The 19,928-nt window shown below is 73.4% G+C and carries 20 protein-coding genes; 15 read left to right on the top strand and 5 right to left on the bottom strand.

Going from position 1 to position 19,928, the window contains the following annotated elements; translation table 11 throughout:
• Positions 1-1,710, top strand: a 1,710-nt coding sequence (locus tag ABTZ17_RS30240; RefSeq protein ID WP_352198954.1) for a LamG-like jellyroll fold domain-containing protein, incomplete at its 5' end; no start/stop codon positions are given.
• 108 nt (positions 1,711-1,818) lie between these two features.
• On the opposite strand, the gene ABTZ17_RS30235 is transcribed toward ABTZ17_RS30240, so the two are convergent.
• Positions 1,819-2,232 carry a winged helix-turn-helix transcriptional regulator gene (locus ABTZ17_RS30235; RefSeq protein ID WP_352198953.1) on the bottom strand — a complete coding sequence of 138 codons (414 nt, stop codon included), beginning with the start codon at positions 2,230-2,232 and terminating at the stop codon, positions 1,819-1,821.
• A gap of 56 nt (positions 2,233-2,288) precedes the next feature.
• Here ABTZ17_RS30235 and ABTZ17_RS30230 point away from each other — a divergent pair, with 56 nt between their 5' ends.
• Positions 2,289-3,158 carry an MBL fold metallo-hydrolase gene (locus ABTZ17_RS30230; protein WP_352198952.1) on the top strand — a complete coding sequence of 290 codons (870 nt, stop codon included), beginning with the start codon at positions 2,289-2,291 and terminating at the stop codon, positions 3,156-3,158.
• Here the strand turns inward: ABTZ17_RS30230 and ABTZ17_RS30225 are convergent.
• Positions 3,118-4,158 carry a LysR substrate-binding domain-containing protein gene (locus ABTZ17_RS30225; protein WP_352198951.1) on the bottom strand — a complete coding sequence of 347 codons (1,041 nt, stop codon included), beginning with the start codon at positions 4,156-4,158 and terminating at the stop codon, positions 3,118-3,120. The two genes, ABTZ17_RS30230 and ABTZ17_RS30225, sit on opposite strands and share 41 nt — an antisense overlap.
• A 168-nt stretch (positions 4,159-4,326) precedes the next feature.
• On the opposite strand from ABTZ17_RS30225, the gene ABTZ17_RS30220 reads away from it, so the two are divergent.
• The 11 genes from ABTZ17_RS30220 to ABTZ17_RS30170 all read left to right on the top strand — a co-directional run bounded on the left by ABTZ17_RS30220 (position 4,327) and on the right by ABTZ17_RS30170 (position 16,218).
• A complete protein-coding gene (locus ABTZ17_RS30220; RefSeq protein WP_352198950.1) occupies positions 4,327-5,754 on the top strand; it encodes a 2-hydroxymuconic semialdehyde dehydrogenase in 1,428 nt (475 codons plus the stop codon).
• Complete coding sequence (locus ABTZ17_RS30215) at positions 5,751-6,608, top strand: 2-keto-4-pentenoate hydratase (protein WP_502994907.1); 858 nt, start codon at positions 5,751-5,753, stop codon at positions 6,606-6,608. The genes ABTZ17_RS30220 and ABTZ17_RS30215 overlap by 4 nt, the downstream gene beginning before the upstream one ends.
• Positions 6,605-7,390 carry a 2-keto-4-pentenoate hydratase gene (locus tag ABTZ17_RS30210; protein ID WP_352198949.1) on the top strand — a complete coding sequence of 262 codons (786 nt, stop codon included), beginning with the start codon at positions 6,605-6,607 and terminating at the stop codon, positions 7,388-7,390. Before ABTZ17_RS30215 ends, ABTZ17_RS30210 begins: the two co-directional genes overlap by 4 nt.
• The gene (locus ABTZ17_RS30205; RefSeq protein ID WP_352198948.1) at positions 7,387-7,818 is read left to right on the top strand and encodes a RidA family protein; all 432 of its coding nucleotides are present in this window, start codon (positions 7,387-7,389) and stop codon (positions 7,816-7,818) included. The genes ABTZ17_RS30210 and ABTZ17_RS30205 overlap by 4 nt, the downstream gene beginning before the upstream one ends.
• Positions 7,815-8,384, top strand: coding sequence for a 3-hydroxyanthranilate 3,4-dioxygenase (locus ABTZ17_RS30200; protein WP_352198947.1), 570 nt, complete (start codon positions 7,815-7,817; stop codon positions 8,382-8,384). Before ABTZ17_RS30205 ends, ABTZ17_RS30200 begins: the two co-directional genes overlap by 4 nt.
• Positions 8,381-9,403, top strand: coding sequence for an amidohydrolase family protein (locus ABTZ17_RS30195; protein WP_352198946.1), 1,023 nt, complete (start codon positions 8,381-8,383; stop codon positions 9,401-9,403). The genes ABTZ17_RS30200 and ABTZ17_RS30195 overlap by 4 nt, the downstream gene beginning before the upstream one ends.
• Complete coding sequence (locus tag ABTZ17_RS30190) at positions 9,400-10,332, top strand: acetaldehyde dehydrogenase (acetylating) (protein WP_352198945.1); 933 nt, start codon at positions 9,400-9,402, stop codon at positions 10,330-10,332. The genes ABTZ17_RS30195 and ABTZ17_RS30190 overlap by 4 nt, the downstream gene beginning before the upstream one ends.
• A complete protein-coding gene (gene dmpG / locus ABTZ17_RS30185) occupies positions 10,329-11,390 on the top strand; it encodes a 4-hydroxy-2-oxovalerate aldolase (RefSeq protein ID WP_352198944.1) in 1,062 nt (353 codons plus the stop codon). Before ABTZ17_RS30190 ends, dmpG begins: the two co-directional genes overlap by 4 nt.
• Positions 11,384-12,619, top strand: coding sequence for a kynureninase (kynU, locus tag ABTZ17_RS30180; RefSeq protein ID WP_352198943.1), 1,236 nt, complete (start codon positions 11,384-11,386; stop codon positions 12,617-12,619). The genes dmpG and kynU overlap by 7 nt, the downstream gene beginning before the upstream one ends.
• A gap of 222 nt (positions 12,620-12,841) precedes the next feature.
• Entirely contained in the window at positions 12,842-14,608 is a 1,767-nt protein-coding gene (locus tag ABTZ17_RS30175) for an LVIVD repeat-containing protein (RefSeq protein ID WP_352198942.1), read from the top strand.
• Positions 14,609-14,781: 173 nt separating this feature from the next.
• Complete coding sequence (locus ABTZ17_RS30170) at positions 14,782-16,218, top strand: amino acid permease (RefSeq protein WP_352198941.1); 1,437 nt, start codon at positions 14,782-14,784, stop codon at positions 16,216-16,218.
• Between the two features lie 69 nt (positions 16,219-16,287).
• On the opposite strand, the gene ABTZ17_RS30165 is transcribed toward ABTZ17_RS30170, so the two are convergent.
• The 3 genes from ABTZ17_RS30165 to ABTZ17_RS30155 form a co-directional block, all read right to left on the bottom strand.
• Positions 16,288-16,719: an OsmC family protein gene (locus tag ABTZ17_RS30165; RefSeq protein ID WP_352198940.1), complete on the bottom strand. Its 432-nt coding sequence runs from the start codon at positions 16,717-16,719 to the stop codon at positions 16,288-16,290.
• 174 nt (positions 16,720-16,893) lie between these two features.
• On the bottom strand, positions 16,894-17,268 hold the full coding sequence (locus ABTZ17_RS30160) for a hypothetical protein (protein ID WP_352198939.1): 375 nt from the start codon (positions 17,266-17,268) through the stop codon (positions 16,894-16,896).
• Between the two features lie 125 nt (positions 17,269-17,393).
• Positions 17,394-17,777: an ArsR/SmtB family transcription factor gene (locus tag ABTZ17_RS30155; protein ID WP_352198938.1), complete on the bottom strand. Its 384-nt coding sequence runs from the start codon at positions 17,775-17,777 to the stop codon at positions 17,394-17,396.
• A gap of 341 nt (positions 17,778-18,118) precedes the next feature.
• On the opposite strand from ABTZ17_RS30155, the gene ABTZ17_RS30150 reads away from it, so the two are divergent.
• Both ABTZ17_RS30150 and ABTZ17_RS30145 read left to right on the top strand, forming a co-directional pair.
• Entirely contained in the window at positions 18,119-18,835 is a 717-nt protein-coding gene (locus ABTZ17_RS30150; RefSeq protein ID WP_352198937.1) for a hypothetical protein, read from the top strand.
• A gap of 290 nt (positions 18,836-19,125) precedes the next feature.
• The gene (locus ABTZ17_RS30145) at positions 19,126-19,722 is read left to right on the top strand and encodes a hypothetical protein (RefSeq protein ID WP_352198936.1); all 597 of its coding nucleotides are present in this window, start codon (positions 19,126-19,128) and stop codon (positions 19,720-19,722) included.
• Positions 19,723-19,928 lie beyond the last annotated feature (206 nt).

The following is a 19,928-nucleotide window of genomic DNA, read 5'->3' as shown; positions in this document are numbered from 1 at the left end:
GAGGGCGGGTACGTGCGGGGTCCGGGCAAGCTGGGCTGGCACCCGACGGCCAACGACGGCATCGGCGAGGGCATCGGCCCGCGCGTGATGGCCGTGTCCGAGAAGGACGGTCTCCGCTACCTGTGGGTCGGCGGCGAGTTCACCCTGATCAACGGCGCCGCCCAGCAGGGCCTGACCCGCTTCGCCTCCAGCGGCGACGTCGGCGCGCCGACCGTCCCGGTGGCCAGCGCGGGCAGCGTCAAGCCCGGTGAGGCCCAGGTCCGCTGGCGCACCAGCTACGACGCCGACGACAGCAAGCTCACCTACAAGATCTACCGCAACGGCGCCGCCACCCCCGTGGCCACCGTGACCGCCGACTCCCTGGAATGGGAGCGTCCGCAGGCCTCCTGGACCGACACCACCGTCAAGGCGGGCCAGTCCTACACCTACCGGGTCAGCGCCACCGACGCCGCCGGCAACGCCAGCGCCCAGTCGGCCACCGCCACGGTCACCGTCCCGGCCTCCGTGCAGGCGTACCCGAACCAGGTCCGTACCGACGGCGCCACGCTCTACTGGCGCTACGACGACACCGTCACCCCGTACGTGGCCGACTCCTCCAACGGCGGCAACACCTCCGGCATCCACGTCAACGGTCCGGCCCTGCGCCAGACCCCGGGCGCGCTCACCGGTGCCAGCACCGCCATCGGCTTCAACGGCAGCGACCAGCAGGTCCACAGCGACCGCCGCCAGTCCGTGGGCGCCAGCTACACCCTGGAGACCTGGTTCAAGACCAACTCCAACCGCGGTGGCAAGCTGATCGGGTTCGGGAACAACACCACCCGCCTCAGCGGCTCCTACGACAAGCAGCTCTACCTGACCAACTCCGGTCGGGTCGCGTTCGGCGTCTACAACGGATCCACCCGCACCATCACCACCGGTCTGTTCGACACCTTCAACGACAACAAGTGGCACCACGCGGTCGCCACCCAGGGCCCGAACGGCATGGCCCTGTACGTCGACGGTCAGAACAAGGGCACCCTGAGCTACAACACGCACCAGAGCTACACCGGCTACTGGCACGTGGGCGGCGACAACCTCGCCAGCTGGCCGAACCGTCCGACGAGCAACTTCTTCGCCGGACAGATCGACGAGACGGCCGTCTACCCGACCGTCCTCACCCAGTCCCAGGTCCAGAACCACTACAACCTGGCCAAGGCCGTGGCCGACACGGTCTCCGAGGTCTCCGCGACCGAGGACACCTACATCAACCAGGGCGCCCCCAGCGCCTCCTACGGCAGCTCCACGAGCCTCGCCGTCCGCGGCAGCGGCTCCCTCTACGAGAGCTACCTCCGCTTCAACCTCCCGGCCGCCCCGGCCGGACAGGTTCTGAAGGCCGCCTCCCTCCAGATCAAGACCTCCACGCAGACCGGTGCGGGCACCGCCAACACCGTCTCCGTGGTCCCGGTCACCGGCACCTGGAGCGGCACCAGCACCTTCACCACCAAGCCGACCCTGGGCACCCCCGCCCTCGGCTCGGTCACGGGCATCGCGGACGGGTCGGCGATCCACAGCATCGACCTCGACCTCGCCAAGGTCACCGCGGCGCTCGGCACCAACGGCTACTCCCTGGGCCTGACCAGCGACGGCAACGACCCGCTGTGGCTGTGGTCCTCCGAGTCCACCGCCGCCGAGGGCACCCCCAAGCTGCTCCTCACCTTCGGCCCGAAGTGACACCCCGCCGCTCCCGGACGCGCGATCCGGGAGCGGCGGCCCGCGGGGCCCGGCCGCACCACGGCCGGGCCCCGCACCCGTACCCGCCGGCACCCGGGCGCGGCGCCCTCAGGAGGCCGGGCCCGCCGCCCGCCGCGCCGCCCCCCACTCCCACAGACCCCGCACCACCGGCTCCAGCTCCCGGCCCTCCGGGGTCAGCACGTACCGCACCCGGGCGGGCCAGCCGGGCGTGCGGTGCCGCTCCACCACCCCCGCCGCGCCCAGCCGGGCCAGCCGCTCCGACAGCACCTTGTCGGAGAGGGCGGGCAGGGCCGCGGACAGCTCCGAGTACGTGAGCTCGCCCCGCCGCAGGAACTCGCGCAGCACCAGCGGCGTCCACCGCCCGCCGAGCACCCCCAGCGTGATGTCCACCGGGCAGCCCGCACCGTCGCCCCGCGCCGGCACCAGAGCCTCCTGCGGGCAGTCCGCCAACGGTCCCTCCCCGGCGACCGCCGCCACGTGGCCAACCGTTTGGTGAGTCACGAAACCCCCTCCTAGCGTGATCGGGAACCACCCGCCGTTTCCCTCAGGGGGTCCCCATGCGTGTCCACCACCTCAACTGCGGCTCCCTCCGCACGATTCCGCTGCTCGGAGCCGGAGCCGGAGCCGGAGCCGGAGCCGGCCGAGCGGAAGCGGGCCCCGCCCCGGAGCTGCCGGCCGTCTGCCACTGCCTGCTCATCGAAACCCCTTCCGACGGCCTCGTCCTCGTGGACACCGGCATCGGCACCGACGACGTCCGGCGCGACGGGCGCACGCTGGGCGCGGACTGGCTCGCCCACGCCCGCCCCGCCCTCGACCCGGAGGAGAGCGCCCTCCGGCAGATCCGACGCCTCGGCCACGACCCCCGCGACGTCCGCCACGTGCTCCTCACCCACCTGCACCGCGACCACACCGGCGGCCTGCCGGACTTCCCGCACGCCACGGTCCACGCGCACCCCGCCGAACTGAGCGCCGCCGGCGATCCGTCCGCACCGCACCACGCCCGTACCCTCGCCTCCTTCATGCCGGCCCACCGGGCGCACGGGCCCCGCCTGACCCCGGCCCGTACGGAACCCGGCACCACGTGGTTCGGCTTCACCGACCTCGCGCGCCCCGAGGGCCTCGCCGCCGACGGCCTGCTGTTCGTCCCGCTGCCGGGACACTCGGCGGGGCACAGCGGGGTGGCCGTGCGCCGCGCCGACGGGCGATGGCTGCTGCACGCCGGCGACGCGTACATGTACCACGGAGAGCTCGCCGCCACCCCGCCCCTGCCCCACCCGGTCCTCGACCCCGTCCAGCAGGGCGCCCAAGTGGCCCCGGACGCCCGCCTGGACACCCTGGGACGGCTCAGGGCCCTGTACCGCGAGCACGCCGGCGAGGTCGACGTCTTCAGCGCCCACGACCCCTGGGAGTTCGCCCGGCCCCGCTGACGTCGCCGAGCGTCCCCCGTAGCAGGGCCGCCTCCTCGTCCAGGTGCCGCAGGAGGGCCAGCAGGGCGGGCGTCCGGGTCCGGTGGACCGCCTCCGTGGTGCCCACCGTGCGGCCCACCGAGGGGAGGTCCACCGGCAGCGCCGCCAGGCGCTCGTCCTCGCGCAGCACCAGCTCCGGCAGCAGCGCCACCATGTCCGTCTGCAGCAGCAGGGCCCGCATGGTCAGGATGGAGGTGCACTCCACCCGGTCGCACGGCAGGGTCAGGCCGCGTTCCACGAACAGCGCCCCCAGCTCCTGCCGCAGCGCGGTCTGTTCCACGGGCAGGATCCACGGGTACGCCAGGGCGTCCGTGAGCGTGACCGGACCCTCCGCGCCCGGGCCCGACCCTTCCTCGCCCCCGGCGGGGCCCGCTCCCGCCCGGTTCCCGTGCGGGGCACCGCCCAGCAGCGGATGGCCCGACCGGACCGCCAGCATGATCCGCTCCCGGTACAGCATTCGCTGGTGCAGCCGCTCGCCGTCCTTGGGGGCCGGACCCACCCGGCCCACGATGACGTCCAGTTCGCCGCCGAGCAGCGCCGGGTGCAGCACGTCGAGGGTGCCCTCCCGCACCACCACCGTCAGCCGGGGTCGCTCCCGCTTCAGCCGGGCCACGGCCCGGGGGAGCAGCACGTTCGCGCCCGCCAGGAGGGTGCCCACCGTCACGGTGCCCTCGTGGCCCTGCCGCAGTCCGTCCAAGTGCTCCCCGGCCCGTCGGATCTCCGTGATCACCGCCCGCGCGTGCCCGGCCAGGGCCTCCCCGTAGACGGTGGGCCGCATGCCGCGCGGCTCGCGCAGGAACAGCGGCAGGTCCGCCACGGTCTCCAGCTCCCGCAGCGTGCGCGTGGCCGCGGGCTGCGTCAGGTGCAGGGACTCCGCGGCCCGCGCCACGCTGCCGTGCTGCACGATCGCCACCAGCAGCGTCAGGTGCCGGAACTTCAGCCGGCCGTCCAGCAGGTCCAAGGGAGCCGCTCCTTCCGTGGGGCTGGGTGCCCCGACCCTGCCATACCCGAACCGGTATGGGAACAGCCTTGATTGGCATTGGCTCGGCATACCCGCGGAGGCGCATGATGTCCGCACGCTCCGGGGTTCCAGAACCGAGGACCCCGGCCTGGCAAGGAGGTCTGCAAGGTGAGCTCACCCGTGCGGCATTACGTGGGAGGCGACTTCGACGCGTCCGGCGAACCCTTCCCGCTCGTCGACCCGGTCCACGGGCGCGTCGTCGGAGAGGTCCCCGCCGCCCCCGCCGAGCTCGTCGACCGCGCGGTGCGCGCCGCCCGGGAGGCCCTCCGCGGCCCCTGGGGATCCTGGAGCCCCGCCGAACGGGCCCGGGCCCTGCACCGCGTCGCCGACGGCATCGAGTCCCGCTTCGAGGAGTTCGTCGCCGCCGAGTGCGCCGACACCGGCAAGCCCCGCGAACTGGCCGCCACCGTGGACATCCCGCGCGCCGTCGCCAACTTCCGCTCCTACGCCGACCTCCTCGCGGGCCGCGCCGAGCAGTCCTGGCACACGGGCACCCCCGACGGGCGCGGCGCCCTCAACTACACCGTGCGCAAGCCGCTCGGCGTGGTCGCCGTGATCTCCCCCTGGAACCTGCCCCTGCTGCTGCTCACCTGGAAGGTCGCCCCGGCCCTGGCCATGGGCAACACCGTGGTGGCCAAGCCCTCCGAGCTGACCCCGAGCACGGCCGTCCTGCTCGCCGAGGTCACGGCCGAGGCCGGACTGCCCGCAGGAACGTTCAACCTGGTGCACGGCAAGGGCGCCGGAGCCGCCGGGCAATGGCTCACCGAGCACCCCGGGATCGACGCCATCGCCTTCACCGGGGAATCGGGCACCGGCACCACCATCATGCGCGCCGCCGCGGCCCGACTGGCCCCCGTCTCCTTCGAACTCGGCGGGAAGAACGCCGGACTCGTCTTCGCCGACGCCGACCTGGACGCCGCCGTCGCCGGCACCGTCCGCTCCGCCTTCACCCACAGCGGGCAGGTCTGCCTCTGCACCGAGCGCCTCTACGTGGAACGGCCCGTGCTCGAGGAGTTCGCCGACCGGCTCGCCGCCGAGGCCCGCAAGCTCACCGGATACGGGCCGATGATCTCCGCCGCGCACCGCGACAAGGTCCTCGGGTACCTCACCCGGGCCGCGGCCGACGGGCAGGTCCTCGCGGGCGGCGCCGCCCCCCGCTTCGGGGACGACCGCGACGACGGCTTCTGGATCGAGCCCACCGTGCTCACCGGACTTCCCGAGGACCACCCCGCCGTCCGCGAGGAGATCTTCGGCCCCGTCGTCCACCTCGCCCCCTTCGACACCGAGGAAGAGGCCCTCACCCTCGCCAACACGGGCCCCTACGGACTCGCCGCGACCGTGTGGACCACCGACCTCGCCCGCGCCCACCGCGTCGCCCCCGCCCTCGACGTGGGCATCGCCTGGGTCAACACCTGGAACCTGCGCGACCTGCGCACCCCCTTCGGCGGGGTCAAGGCCTCCGGGATCGGCCGCGAGGGCGGCGACCACTCCCTCGACTTCTTCTCCGAACCGATGAACGTGTGCGTGAAACTGTGACCACCGCCCCCGCGCCCGACACCGCGCCCGCCGCCCCCGGCGACCCCGCCGTGGCCCGGGCCGCCGAACGCCTCGACCGGGCCCGCCGCACCGGCACCCCCTGCGCCCCCGTCCGCGACCTGCTCCCCGCCGGGGACCTGGACGCCGCCTACGCCGTGCAGTCCCTCCTCACCGAGCGCCGACTCACCGAAGGCCGCCGCGTCACCGGCTGGAAGGCGGGCCTCACCTCCCCGGCCGTCCAGGCCCAACTCGGCGTGGGCACACCCGACTTCGGAGCCCTCTTCGACGACACCGCCGTACCCGACGGCGCCGACCTGCCCTGGGGCGCCGTCCTCCAGCCCAAGGCCGAAGCCGAGGTCGCCCTCGTCCTCGGCCACGACCTGGAGCACGAACGGCACACCGTCGCCGACCTGATCCGGGCCACCGCGTTCGCGCTGCCCGCCATCGAGATCGTCGGCAGCCGCATCCGCGACTGGGACATCACCGCCGTCGACACCATCGCCGACAACGCCTCCAGCGGCGCCTACGTCCTGGGCAACCGGCCCGTGTCCCTGCGCGACCTCGACCTGCGCACCGCCGGCATGGTCCTGGAACGCCGCGGCGAACCCGTCTCCACCGGCGTGGGCGCCGCCTGCCTCGGCCACCCGCTGCACGCCGCGGTCTGGCTCGCCGACACGCTCGTCCGGCTCGGCCGGCCGCTCCGCGCGGGGGACACCCTGCTCACCGGAGCCCTCGGCCCGATGACCGCCGTCGCCCCCGGAGACGTCCTCGAAGCCCGCATCGAAGGACTCGGCTCCGTCCGAGCCGCCTTCGGAGCGGCCCCCCGCGACCCGGAAGGAGAGGACCCCCGATGACCACCGGCTCCCCGGTCGACACCGCCGCCCTCGCCGAACGCCTCGACGCGGCCGCCCGACTCGCCCGCACCGTCCCCGGCGGCACCACCGGCCTCACCACCACCATCGAGGCGTACGCCGTCCAGGACGCCCTGATCGCCCGCAGGACCGCCCGCGGCGAACGGGTCACCGGCTTCAAACTCGGCTTCACCAGCCTCGCCAAGATGCGGCAGATGGGCGTCTCCGACCTCATCCACGGCCGGATCACCGACCGCATGGCGATCCCCGACGGCGCCACCCGCGACCTCTCCGGGCTCATCCACCCCCGAGTGGAACCCGAGGTCGCCTTCCTCCTCGGCGACACCCTCGAACCGGGCGCCGACCCGGCCGCCGCCGTCGCGGCGGTCGCCCCCGCCCTGGAGGTCATCGACTCGCGCTACGACGGATTCGCCTTCTCCCTCCCCGAGGTCATCGCCGACAACACCTCCGCCGCCGGCTACGCCCTCGGCCCCTGGCGCACCCCCGGCGACCTCGCCGCGCTCGGCAACCTCGGCGTCCTGCTCGAACTCGACGGACGCCCCGCACAGACCGGCTCCACCGCCGCGATCCTCGGCCACCCGCTGCGCGCCCTGACCGAGGCCGCCCGCCTCGCCGGGAGCCTGCCCGCCGGCACCGTGGTCCTCGCGGGCGCCGCCACCGCCGCCGTGCCCCTGCACCCCGGCACCCACGTGCGGGCCACCGTCGCCTCACTCGGCACCGTCCAGTTCACCACGGCCCCCCGCACCCCCGAGGAACCCGCATGATCGTCCCCGGCGCCGCGCCGCCCCGCGGCCGCTTCCCGCACCTGCGCCGCGCGGGAGACCTCGTCTACGTCTCCGGCACCAGCTCCCGCCGCCCCGATGGCAGCTTCGTCGGAGCCGACGCCGACCCGATGGGCGTCACCGACCTCGACATCCGCGCCCAGACCCGCGCCGTCATCGACAACATCGCCGCCCTGCTCACCGCGGCCGGCGGCGGCCTCGCCGACCTGGTCTCCGTCACCACCTACCTCGTCAACATGAACGACTTCGGTGGCTACAACGAGGTCTACGCCACGTACTTCGACGAGAGCGGACCGGCCCGCACCACCGTCGCCGTCCACCAGCTCCCGCACCCCCACCTGCTGATCGAGATCAGCGCCGTCGCCCACATCCCCCGGCACCCCCAGCCCGCACAGGAGCAGCACCCGTGACCATGACCCCCTTCAACCTGCACGCCTGGATCGAGGAGCACCGCCACCTCCTCAAGCCGCCCGTCGGCAACGTCCAGATCTGGCAGGACGCCGACCTGATGGTCACGGTCGTCGGCGGCCCCAACCGCCGCACCGACTTCCACGACGACCCGATCGAGGAGTTCTTCTACCAGCTCAAGGGCGACATGGTGCTCCGCGTCATGGACGCCGAGGGCGAGCCCCCGCGCGACATCCACATTCGAGAAGGCGACGTCTTCCTCCTCCCGCCGCACGTCCGCCACTCCCCGCAGCGCCCCGAAGAGGGCAGCATCGGCCTCGTCGTCGAGTTCGCCCGCCCGCAGGGCAGCCTCGACGCCTTCGAGTGGTACTGCATGGAATGCCACCACCTGGTCCACCGCAGCGAGGTCCAGCTCACCTCCATCGTCGAGGACCTCCCGCCCGTCTTCAGCGCCTTCTACGCCGACGAGACCGCCCGCACCTGCGGCAACTGCCGTGCCGTGCACCCCGGCCGCGAATGGCCCGAGGCCCTGCGGCCCCGCACCCGCCGGGACGGGGCGGACGCATGACCGTCGTCGACACCCACGCCCACGTCTTCCCCCGCCTCGACCGCGCCGAGGCCCGCCGCCTCACCGGCTCCGAGGACGCCCCCTGGCTGCGCACCACCGACGGTCCCGACCGCGGCATGATGATGGTCGGCAGCCGCGAGTACCGGCCGGTGGACCGCACCCTCTGGGACCCCGCCGTGCGCGTCGGCGACCTCGACCGCCTCGGCGTCGACGTCCAGGTGCTCTCCAGCACCCCCCTCATGTTCGGCTACGACCTCCCCGCCGACCGGGCCGCCGACTGGTGCCGCACCGTCAACTCCCGCATCCTCGAGTACAGCGCGTACGCCCCCGACCGGCTCGCCCCGCTCTGCCAGGTGCCGCTCCAGGACACCGAGGCCGCCTGTGCCGCCCTCACCGAAGCCGTGGGCCAGGGCTTCCGGGGCGTCCACATCGGCAACCACCTCGGCGACCGCGACCTCGACCACGGGGCCCTCCGCGAGTTCCTCACCCACTGCGCCCACGAGGACGCCGCCGTCCTGGTCCACCCCTGGGACCTGCCCACCGGCCCCCGGTTCTCCCGCTACATGCTCGCCTGGCTCGCGGGCATGGCGGCCGAGACCCACCTCACGATCCTCTCGCTCATCCTCTCCGGCGCCTTCGAGGAGCTGCCCGGCTCCCTGCGCCTGCTCTTCGCCCACGGCGGCGGCAGCTTCCCCTACCTCCTCGGCCGCGCCGACAACGCCTGGCACCGCCGCGACCTGGTCCGCGCCGACAGCCCGCTGCCCCCCTCCGCCTACACCGGACGCTTCTCCGTGGACTCCGCCGTCTTCGACCCCGGCGCCCTCCGCCTCCTCGTCGACGTCATGGGCGCCGACCACGTGCTCCTCGGCTCCGACCACCCCTTCCCCCTCGGCGAGGAGGAGATCGGACGCCTGGTCCGCGACAGCGCACTCACCGAAGCGGAGAAGGAGGCCGTCCTCGGCGGCAACGCCGTCCGGTTCTTCGGCCTCACCGACCTCGTGAAGGAGACCGTCCGATGAAGGCCGCCGTCATCGGCTCCGGGAACATCGGGACCGACCTCCTCATCAAGATGATCCGCGGCTCCGGCACCGTCACCCCCGCCGCGATGATCGGCATCGACCCCGACTCCGAAGGACTCGCCCGGGCCCGCCGCTTCGGCGTCCCCACCAGCTCCGACGGCGTCGCCGGACTCATCGCCCTGGACGGCTTCGAGGACATCGACATCGTCTTCGACGCCACCTCGGCCGCCGCCCACCGCGCCAACGCCGCCGCCCTCGCCCCCCACGGCAAGACCCTCGTGGACCTGACCCCCGCCGCCCTCGGCCCCTACGTGGTCCCGCCCGTCAACCTCGACGCCCACCTCGACGCCGGCCCCGGCGGCCGCGTCACGAACGTCAACATGGTCACCTGCGGCGGCCAGGCCACCATCCCCGTGGTCGCCGCGGTCTCCCGCGTCGCCCCCGTCCACTACGCCGAGATCGTCGCCTCCATCGCCTCCCGGTCCGCCGGCCCCGGCACCCGCGCCAACATCGACGAGTTCACCGAGACCACCGCCCGGGCCCTCGAACAGGTCGGCGGCGCCCGCCGAGGCAAGGCCATCATCGTCCTCAACCCGGCCGAGCCCCCGCTCCTCATGCGCGACACCGTCCACTGCGTCACCGACGACTGCGACACCGCCCGCGTCGCCGCGTCCGTCCACGAGATGGCCGCAGCCGTCGCCGCGTACGTCCCCGGCTACCGGCTCAAGCAGGAACCCCAGTTCCGGACCCTCGCCGCCGACGACCCCCTGGTCGCCCTCTCCGGCGGCGGCCGCCTCCTGGTCTCCGTGTACCTGGAGGTCGAGGGCGCCGCCCACTACCTCCCCGCCTACGCGGGCAACCTCGACATCATGACGTCCGCCGCGCTCCGCACCGCCGAGCGCCTGGCCGAACGGAACCCGGCCCGATGACCCGCGTCTACGTCCAGGACGTCACCCTCCGCGACGGCATGCACGCCGTCGCCCACCGCTACACCACCGACCAGGTCCGCGCCATCGCCGCCGCCCTCGACGCCGCCGGGGTCGACGCCGTCGAAGTCGCCCACGGCGACGGCCTGTCCGGCTCCTCCGTCACCTACGGACCCGGCGCCCACACCGACTGGGACTGGCTGGAGGCCGCCGCCGAGGTCCTCCACCACGCCCGCCTGACCACCCTGCTCCTCCCCGGCATCGGCACCGCCGCGGACCTCCGGCGCGCCCACGCCCTCGGCGTCACCTCCGTCCGCGTGGCCACCCACTGCACCGAGGCCGACATCTCCGCCCAGCACATCGCCCTCGCCCGCGAACTCGGCATGGACGTCTCCGGCTTCCTGATGATGTCCCACCTCACCGACCCCGCCGCCCTGGCCCGCCAGGCCGAGCTCATGGAGTCCTACGGCGCCCACTGCGTCTACGTCACCGACTCCGGCGGCCGCCTCACCATGGACGGAGTCCGTGACCGGGTCCGCGCCTACCGCGACCTCCTCGACCCCGCCACCGAGATCGGTATCCACGCCCACCACAACCTCGGCCTGGGCGTCGCCAACAGCATCGTCGCCGTCGAGGCCGGCGCCCACCGCGTGGACGCCTCCCTCGCCGGACAGGGCGCCGGCGCCGGCAACGCCCCCCTGGAACCGGTCATCGCCGTCCTCGACCTGATGGGCCTGGAACACGGCTGCGCCCTGTTCCCCCTCATGGACGCCGCCGAGGAACTCGTCCGCCCCACCCAGGACCGCCCCGTCCGCGTGGACCGCGAAACCCTCACCCTCGGCTACGCCGGCGTCTACTCCAGCTTCCTCCGGCACGCCGAGACCACCGCCGCCCGCCACGGCCTCGACACCCGCGACCTGCTCGTCGAGGTCGGCCGCCGCGGCCTGGTCGGAGGCCAGGAGGACCTGCTCACCGACATCGCCCTCGACCTCACCCGGCCCGCCGTCCCGAGCACCGCCCGCACCACCCCTTCCCGCACCGAGGACGTACCCGCATGCTGACCCAGCGCGCCACCGAACTGGACTCCGCCGACCCGCTCGCCCCGCTGCGGGACCGCTTCACCCTCCCCAAGGGAGTGGTCTACCTCGACGGCAACTCCCTCGGAGCCCTGCCCACCGCCGTCCCCGCCGCCGTCGAGGACGCCGTGCACCGCCAGTGGGGCACCGACCTGATCCGCTCCTGGAACGCCCACGGCTGGTGGGAGGCGCCCGTCCGCACCGGCGACGCCATCGGCCGCCTCATCGGCGCCGCCCCCGGACAGACCGTCGTCGGAGACTCCACCAGCGTCCAACTCTTCAACACCCTGCTCGCCGCCGCCCGGCTGCGCCCCGGCCGCCCCCTGCTGCTGACCGACCCGGACCACTTCCCCACGGACCAGTACGTCGCCGACTCCGTCGGCCGCCTGCTCGGCCTGGAGGTCCGTCGGGTCCCGGCCCGCGAGGCCGCCGCGGTCCTGGCCGCCGAGGGGGACCGGGTGGCCGTCGCCGCCTACGCCCCCGTGGACTACCGCACCGGCGAGCTGTACGACATGGCCGCCCTCACCGCCGCCGCCCACGCCGCCGGCGCCCTCGTCCACTGGGACCTCTGCCACGCCGCCGGCGCCCTGCCCCTGCACCTCGACGCCATCGGCGCCGACTTCGCCGTCGGCTGCGGCTACAAGTACCTCTCCGGCGGCCCCGGCGCCCCCGCCTTCGCCTACCTCGCCCACCGTCACCAGGCCGACTTCGACCACCCGGTCACCGGCTGGCACGGGCACGCCGAACCCTTCGCGATGTCCGGCACCTACACGCCCGCCCCCGGCATCACCCGCGCCCGGATCGGCACCCCGCCGCTGCTCTCCCTGATCGCCCTGGAGGCCGCCCTCACCGCCTACGAGGGCGTGGACATGGAGGCCGTGCGCACCAAGGGCCTCTCCCTCACCGGCTTCTTCCAGGACTGCGCCGACGAACTCCTCGACGGCCTCGGCTTCACCATGGCCACCCCGCGCGACCCCGAGCGCCGCGGCAGCCAGGTCGCCCTGCGCCACCCCGAGGCGTACCCGCTGGTCGCCGCGCTCACCGCGCGCGGGGTCATCGGCGACATGCGCGCCCCCGACCTGCTCCGCTTCGGGTTCAACCCGCTCTACCTCAGCCACGCCGACGTGCTGCACGCCGTCCGCGAACTGCGGGAGGTCACGGTCACCGGCGCGTACCGCGACCCCGCCCTCCAGGAACGCCCGACCGTCACCTGACGGCCGGACCGACGGGATCCCCGACCGCACCGGCACCCCCGGTCCGGCACCCCGTCACACCCGCACGACCAGCACCGACAGCACCACGCACAGGAACAGACCCATCAGCCCTACCAGCCCCACCCGTACCACCGGAACCGCCCCGCAGCACCCGCACCACCCGCGGACCGGCGCCCCGCGCACCTCCGCCCTCCCCACCGCCGAGACCCCCCGAGGACTCACATGCGAACCCTGCGCACCCGCGCGGCCCTGGCCACGGCCGTGGCCGTCGCCACCGCCGCCACCCTGCTCGTGCCCGGCGCCACCGGCACGGCCGCCACCGCCGCCGCCGGCGACCCGAACGTCCCCGACGTCTGCGAGGACCGCCGCCCCGGCCCCGCCGACCCCGGCGCGTACGGCATGCAGCTCGACGGGACCTTCCGCCACCCCGCGCTCACCCCGGTCGACGAGGAGCACGAGCACTCCTTCCCCGGCCGCAACAAGGACTACGACACCCGGTCCTACATCAAGAACATGAAGGTCGAAGCGGCCTACGAGGGCGCCGACTTCACCCCCGACCCCTTCCACACCTGGCAGAACGTCGTGGACTTCGACGGCCGCCGCTACCTCTTCCAGTACGACCGCTCCGAGGGCCGCGTCTACGACATCACCGACGTCAAGAAGGTGAAGGTCGTCGAGAAGCTGAGCCGCGGCGACGTCGGCGGGGACGAGAGCCGCGCCAACGGCTCCTGGGCCGCCCACGACTACTGGGGCGCCTCCACCATCCAGTGGAACAAGAAGCTCCGCGCCTACGTCATGGTCCAGAGCTTCGAGAGCAAGCGGCAGATCTCCGAACTCACCGACGACCCCGCCCACGACAAGTACAACAACCCCGAGGGCGTCCGGAAGCTCCGCGCCAAGCCCGGCCTCAAGGGCTTCAAGGTGTACCGCCTCGACGGTCCCCGCAAGAAGGACTGGAAGCTCCTCGCCACCGTCTCCACCGACGCCACCCAGAAGGACCCGCTGAAGTCCGACCCGGCCCGCGCCCAGCAGGGCTCCGGCTCCCTGGACGTCCCCTACTGGACCGGCGACCGGTACATGTTCATCGCCACCGCCCCCGACGACACCTACTCCGGCACCGAGTACCCCACCAACCTCCATTCCGCCGGATACCAGTCCTGGGACATGTCCGACCCGGCCCGCCCGAAGCTCCTCGACACCTGGCACCTGCCCGGCCAGCGCACCGGCGAGGACGCCGCCTACCGGAACAACCCCCGCTGCGGGAACCGCACCAGCTGGATGGGCGCCCGGATGCCGCTCTTCGTGCCCCGGCCCGTCGAGAAGGGCGGCCGCTACGCCTTCGCCGCCATGGGCGGCTACGGCCTCACCGTCCTCGACATTTCCGACCCGGCCGACCTGAAGACCGTCGCCCACCTCGACCTCCCGCCGTCCGTCTCCGGCACCGAGGGCGACAACATCGACGTCTCCCAGTACGAGAAGACCGGCCTGATCTACTACTCCGGCTACCCCCTCACCGAGGACTGCTACGAGCCCTACAAGGACGTCTACCAGATCGACGTCCGCGACCCGAAGAAGCCCCGCGTCGTCGGCGCCCTGCCCCGACCGGTGCCGCCCCGCACCGCCGGCATCACCGACTACTGCCAGCGCCGCGGCAGCTTCGGCCCCAAGCGCTCCGGCTACTACACCAGCCCCGGCCGCCCCGACGCCGGGACCCTCGGCTACGGCTTCTACAACGCGGGCGTCCAGTTCTTCGACGTCTCCGACCCGGCCCGCCCCTCCGTCGAGGCGTACTTCGTCCCCAAGGCGTACGGCAAGGACACCCCCGACTACGCCTACGGCAACCAGACCCACGGCGTGTACGTGGAGTGGGACCGCAACATCGCCTGGGCCCTCACCAACCACGGGATCTACGCCCTGTCCGCGCGCAAGGTGCTCGGCGAACCGAACCTGAAGCGGCCCGAGAAGCCGTTCCGCACCAGCGCGGAGTGACCCGGCGCGGGCCCGCCCGCGCCGACCGGTCCGCCCCGCGGACCGAACCCCTCCCGCACCTCCGCGCCACACCCGCGGCCCCCGGGCCCCCGGGGGCGGCGGCGACCGAGCCGCCCGCCGCCGCCCGCGCCTCCCACTTCGCGCACCACCCGCACAGAAGGACGTCCCCTGCCATGGCCGCTGCCGAAAGACCAGCCCCCGCCGCCACCCCCGCCGACCCGGCCGCTCCCGAGGACCCCGCCGAGGGCGGCGGACTGGTCCGCTCCCTGACCCCCCGCCAGACCACCATGATCGGCCTGGGTTCGGCCCTGGGCACCGGCCTCTTCCTCGGTTCCGGTTCCGCGATATCCGCCGCCGGGCCCGCCGCGATCGTCTCCTACGCGATCGGCGCCCTGCTCGTCGCGGTCATCGCGGTGCTCCTCGGCGAGATGTCCGCCGCCCACCCCGTCCAGGGCTCCTTCGGCGCCATCGCCCACCGCTACCTCGGCCCCTGGGCCGGGTTCGTGACCCGCTGGACGTACTGGTTCAGCGCGGTCGTGGTCATCGGCACGGAGGTGGTGGCCTCCGCGCTCTACATCCGCTGGTGGTGGCCCGGGATCCCGATGACCGCCGCGATCCTCGCGGTGGCCGCGGTGGTCCTGGCCGTGAACGTCATCAACGTGAAGTCCTTCGGCACCACCGAGTTCTGGCTCTCCACGATCAAGGTGACGGCGCTGTGCGCCTTCATCCTGTGCGCCGCCTTCCTGGTGGTCTTCGGGCTCCCCGACACCGAGGCCACCGGCTTCGCCCACCTGACCGACGACGGCGGGTTCATGCCGCACGGTGCCAAGTCGGTCTGGATCGCCATGTCCGTGGTCATGTTCGCCTACGCCGGCTTCGAGGTCGTGGCCATCGCCTCCGCCGAGGCCACCGACCCGCAGCGCACGATCCGTACCGCGATGCGACAGCTCGCCTGGCGACTCAGCGTGTTCTACGTGCTCTCCATCACCCTGGTGATGGCGCTCATCCCGTGGCAGCGGCTTGCCGAGGCCGACGGCAGCGTGGAGGAGAGCCCCTTCGTGCGGGTCTTCTCCGACGTGGGCGTGCCCGCGGCGGCCACCCTCACCAACATGGTCGTCCTGATCGCGGCGATCTCCGCCGCCAACGCCCACCTGTACGGCGCCTCCCGGCTGCTGCACTCCCTGGGCCACGACGGACTGGCCCCCGCCCCGCTGGCCCGCCTCACCGGGCGCGGCGTGCCCGCCGCGGCCCTGGCCGCCTCCACCCTGGGCATCGCGGTGGCCGCGCTGCTCGCTTTCACCGGCGTGGGCGGGGTCTTCTCGATCCTGATGTCGATCGCGCTGTTCGCGGTGCTGCTGGTCTGGCTGCTGATCCTCGCCTCGTACATGGCCTTCCGCCGCCACCGGGACGCCCACCCGGAGCAGTTCACCGGGTTCAGCGTGCCGGGCGGGCCGAAGCTCGCGGTCGTGGCCGCCCTCGGCGTGCTGGCCGTCGCCGCCACGGCGGTCGAGGTGCCCGACATGCGGCAGGCGGCGGGCGTGGGGCTGGCCTTCACGGCCGTGCTCCTCGCCGGGTACGCGCTGATCGCGAAGCGGCGCGGACGCGGCTGAGCGGCGGCCGCGATCGCGGCCGGACGGCGGACGGGAGCCCCGGGGGGAGCTCCCGTCCGCTCCGTCGTGTCAGGCGCCGTCGGTGACCGTGACGGTGACCGGGGTACCGGCCTCCACGGTCCGGCTCACGGTGCAGAGCCGGTCGTGGGAGGTCTTCACGGCCCGCGGCAGGATGGCGCGGGCCCGGTCGCCGCCCTCGCCCTCGGGGAAGGCCACGGAGAAGGCGACCGCCAGGTCGGTCATGCGGTTGCCGTCCTCGTCCTGCACCTTGTGGCCGTCCACGGTGAGGGAGAAGCCGGTGGGCTCGGCGTGCCGGGTGGTGGCGACGTCCACGTCGGCCGCCGAGCAGCCGCCGATGGCGGCGAGCAGCAGCTCCACGGGGGTGAAGCCCCCCTCGGAACCGGTGCCGAAGGTGAGCGTCTCACCCCGGGAGTTCGTGGCGGTGAACCGGCCGGGGCCGGTCCGCTCGATGGTGACGGAACGCAGGGAATCAGCAGTCATGCCACGACACTAACCCCGCGCCCCACCCGTCACGCGCGCACCGCCTCCGGTGGCGCGTGCGCGGGGTCCGGTCCGAAGGGCCCTCCGGGGCCGGTACCCCTGCGCACTGCGCGAGATTCCGATATTGACAGTTGCGAAAAATTGCAACTATTGGGCGTGCGAAAGGGGTCCGGGTCAGAGTTCGAGATCGGCTTCGATGCGGCGGAGCTGGTGCCGGGCCATCGCCAGGTTGGCGTTCCGCTTGTTGAGGACGAGGTACACGAACAGGGTCTCCTTGCCCCGCCCGGTGCACAGCAGGATCAGGTGGTACTGGTCCCCGAGGGTGATGAGCACGTCCTCGATGGCGTCGTCCAGCCCCAGGTGCTCCATGGTGCGGAGCTTCGCCCGGATCACGTCGGTGTTCCCGGCCGCCGCCACGTTCAGGTCGAGCTCACGGCTGCCACCCAGGGTGCCGAGGGCCATTCCGCTGCTGTAGTCGACCACTGCGGCTCCGAGGGCACCCTCGATGCTGGTCATCATGTCCTTGAGGGCGGTCTCCACGTGGGCCATGTCGTGCCTTCCTCCGCTGGGGTCCGCGCCGGGGGCGCGGGCTGTCACGGCGACGCTACCCACTGCCCCGGCCGCGCCGGGGCGAGTTCGCCGATTTCGGCCGACGGGCGCCCCCGTCGAGCGCCCTACCGCGAGCGACGGGCCGTCAGGTCGGCCAGCAGGTCCGCCTGTCCCTGGAGCACGCCGGTCAGGATGCTGCGCGCCACGCGCAGGAGTTCGGCCACCTCGTCGCTGGCCAGCCGGTAGTGCACGCTGACGCCCTCGCGCCGGGTCCGCACGAGGTTCGCCTTGCGCAGCACCGCCAACTGCTGGGAGAGGGCCGCGGCTTCCACCCCGATCTCGTGGAGGAGCTCGGAGACGGAGTGCTCGCGCTGGCTGAGCAGCTCCAGGGCGCGGATGCGCACCGGGTGGCCGAGGGTTTTGAAGAACTCGGCCTTCAACTGGTACAGCGGTCGCACGACTTCGGGGGTGTCACCGGAGCCGTTGACCTCGCTGGCGCGTCCTGGCACGTAGTCGGCCCTATTCTGCGGTCGGGCGGCGATCGGGCGTCCGCCGCGTTGTCCCCGCCACCTTCGCAGATTTCCGCACGCGGCGGACGCCGCGCCCGATATCCGCCGCCGGGCCGCCCGCGGAACCACCGGGCCGGCGGGCCCGCGCCCCGGATCCGACCCGAGGACGCCGTCCGCCCGCGGCCGGAGTTCGGCCCCCGGGATCGGCCGAAGACCGGCTGGTCCGCTCGCGGGCCGGAAGTGTGGAATGACGCCGATGCCGCCTATGGGGCGGTACGTACAGTCGCGCCACCCCGCGGCGGCCGACCGGCCCCGCGGCCGAGCACCCCAGGAGTTCCGCCTTGCGCCGCACCTCCCGACTGCGTACGACCCTGCTCGCCGTCACCGCCGCCCTCGCGGCCGCCGTGACCACCGCCGCCCCGGCCGGGGCGGCTCCCGCGCCGGCCGGGGCGGCACCCGCCTCCGCGAACGTCGGCCCCGTCAACGTCCACCTGACGGGCATCGGCGGCGGTCCGATGAACATCGCCGCCCAGGCGGCGGCCGCCGGCGTGATGTCCCAGGCGGCGGAGCTGGGCTTCTCCTCCGGCCAGTGCCGGATCACGGCGGGCCCGGAGTTCATCCAGGTCTCACAGGGCTACTACCAGGCCATGATCAAGGCCACCTGTAGCGGCGACCCCGCCGTGACCGCCCCCACCCGCAGCCTCAACCGGCTGATCGGCCCGAGCGGTGAGCACATCTCCACCGTGTGGAACGTGCCCCCGGGCTACACCGTCGAGGGCAGCCTCGGGCAGCTTTACACGAGCCCCCGCGAGGGCACGGTCCCGATCTACCACTGCGTCGTCCGCAAGGACAACTTCATCTCCGCCGACGTGAACTGCGAGGGCCAGACGTACGTGTCGCGGCTCGGCTGGTTCCACCCCGGGCAGCCCTCCGACGTGGCGACCCGACCGCTGATGCGCTGCATGGTCGGCAAGCACCGGGAGTTCTTCGAGTCGAACGACCCGAACTGCGAGGGCCAGGCGAGCGGCGGCCAACACGGCTGGATCCTCGCCGGCTGACCGAAGCCGACCGGGTCTCCGGGGAGCGGTCGCCCGCCGCCCCCGGAGGCCCGGGGGCCCGTTCCCCGTCGCCCGAAGGGGCGGCCCGTGCCGACCTGCCGAAGTCGCGGCGAGGCGGGCCCGGCGCCGGGGGAGGGGGCCGGAACCGCTGGCAGCTCGCGGCGCGGCTCTGACAGCCTGCTCCCCGGGGCGAACGCATGACCGAACGGCCTGTGGAACGAAGGTCATCCGTGCGTCCCGACGCGTGAACCGCACGGTCATGGAGTGTCGAACCGCATGGAGGCCGGCCCGTGAACACCGAGAACCTGCGCATCCTCATCTCCCGCCTGACGGCGGCCGTCCTGATGCTCGTGGGGGTGCTCGCGGGCACCAACACCGCGGCTCAGGCGGCGCCGCCCGCTCCCGTCGGGGTGACCAGCACCTACGTCTGTTCCAACTCGCCGATCCCGCCGGGCTGGGTCATCCTCAGCTCGGCGCACAACAGCAGCTGTGTGACGGGGATCAGGAACTACATCGCCGACGCGACCTACGAGTCGGCGCTCTACGTCTGCTCGGACTCGCCGATCCCGTCCGGCTGGGTGATCACCGGCTCCGCCAACAACAGCAGCTGCGTCACCGGCGTCCGGAACTACATCATCAAGCTGTCCGGGCAGACCGAGCTGTACGTGTGCTCCAACTCGCCGATCCCGTCCGGCTGGGTGATCTCCAGCTCGGCGAACAACAGCAGCTGTGTCACCGGGGTCCGCAACTACCTCACCAAGATCACCGGGCAGACCGCCCTCTACGTGTGCTCCAACTCGCCCATCCCGTCCGGCTGGGTGATCAACAGTTCCGCGAACAACAGCAGCTGCGTCACCGGCACCCGGTACTACATCACCAAGCTCTGACCGCAGGGCTCGGGAGCGGCACGCGGCACCGGAGTGGCGGGCAGGCCGCTCCGGACCCGGCCCGGGGCCGTTCCGGCACCCGCCCGCCGGCCCCGCGTCAGCCGGAGACGGCCTCCTCGCCGAGCATGCCGGAGACGGCGACGTTGTACCCGGCCTGGAAGCGGCTGGTGGATTCCACTTCGGCCATGATCTGCGAGATGTGGCGC

Source organism: Streptomyces sp. NPDC097619 (assembly GCF_040302735.1).
In the GTDB taxonomy this organism is placed as follows: Bacteria; Actinomycetota; Actinomycetes; order Streptomycetales; family Streptomycetaceae; genus Streptomyces.
The sequence above is the reverse complement of the archived record's forward strand: the minus strand, read 5'-3'. Positions and strand labels throughout refer to the sequence as shown.

Coding starts and splice junctions, on each gene's coding strand:
- ABTZ17_RS30175 (WP_352198942.1), top strand. CDS start 12,842: ATGCGAACCCTGCGCACCCGCGCGGCCCTGGCCACGGCCGTGGCCGTC.
- dmpG (WP_352198944.1), top strand. CDS start 10,329: ATGACCCGCGTCTACGTCCAGGACGTCACCCTCCGCGACGGCATGCAC.
- ABTZ17_RS30190 (WP_352198945.1), top strand. CDS start 9,400: ATGAAGGCCGCCGTCATCGGCTCCGGGAACATCGGGACCGACCTCCTC.
- ABTZ17_RS30195 (WP_352198946.1), top strand. CDS start 8,381: ATGACCGTCGTCGACACCCACGCCCACGTCTTCCCCCGCCTCGACCGC.
- kynU (WP_352198943.1), top strand. CDS start 11,384: ATGCTGACCCAGCGCGCCACCGAACTGGACTCCGCCGACCCGCTCGCC.
- ABTZ17_RS30205 (WP_352198948.1), top strand. CDS start 7,387: ATGATCGTCCCCGGCGCCGCGCCGCCCCGCGGCCGCTTCCCGCACCTG.
- ABTZ17_RS30230 (WP_352198952.1), top strand. CDS start 2,289: ATGCGTGTCCACCACCTCAACTGCGGCTCCCTCCGCACGATTCCGCTG.
- ABTZ17_RS30165 (WP_352198940.1), bottom strand. CDS start 16,719: ATGACTGCTGATTCCCTGCGTTCCGTCACCATCGAGCGGACCGGCCCC.
- ABTZ17_RS30170 (WP_352198941.1), top strand. CDS start 14,782: ATGGCCGCTGCCGAAAGACCAGCCCCCGCCGCCACCCCCGCCGACCCG.
- ABTZ17_RS30160 (WP_352198939.1), bottom strand. CDS start 17,268: ATGGCCCACGTGGAGACCGCCCTCAAGGACATGATGACCAGCATCGAG.
- ABTZ17_RS30210 (WP_352198949.1), top strand. CDS start 6,605: ATGACCACCGGCTCCCCGGTCGACACCGCCGCCCTCGCCGAACGCCTC.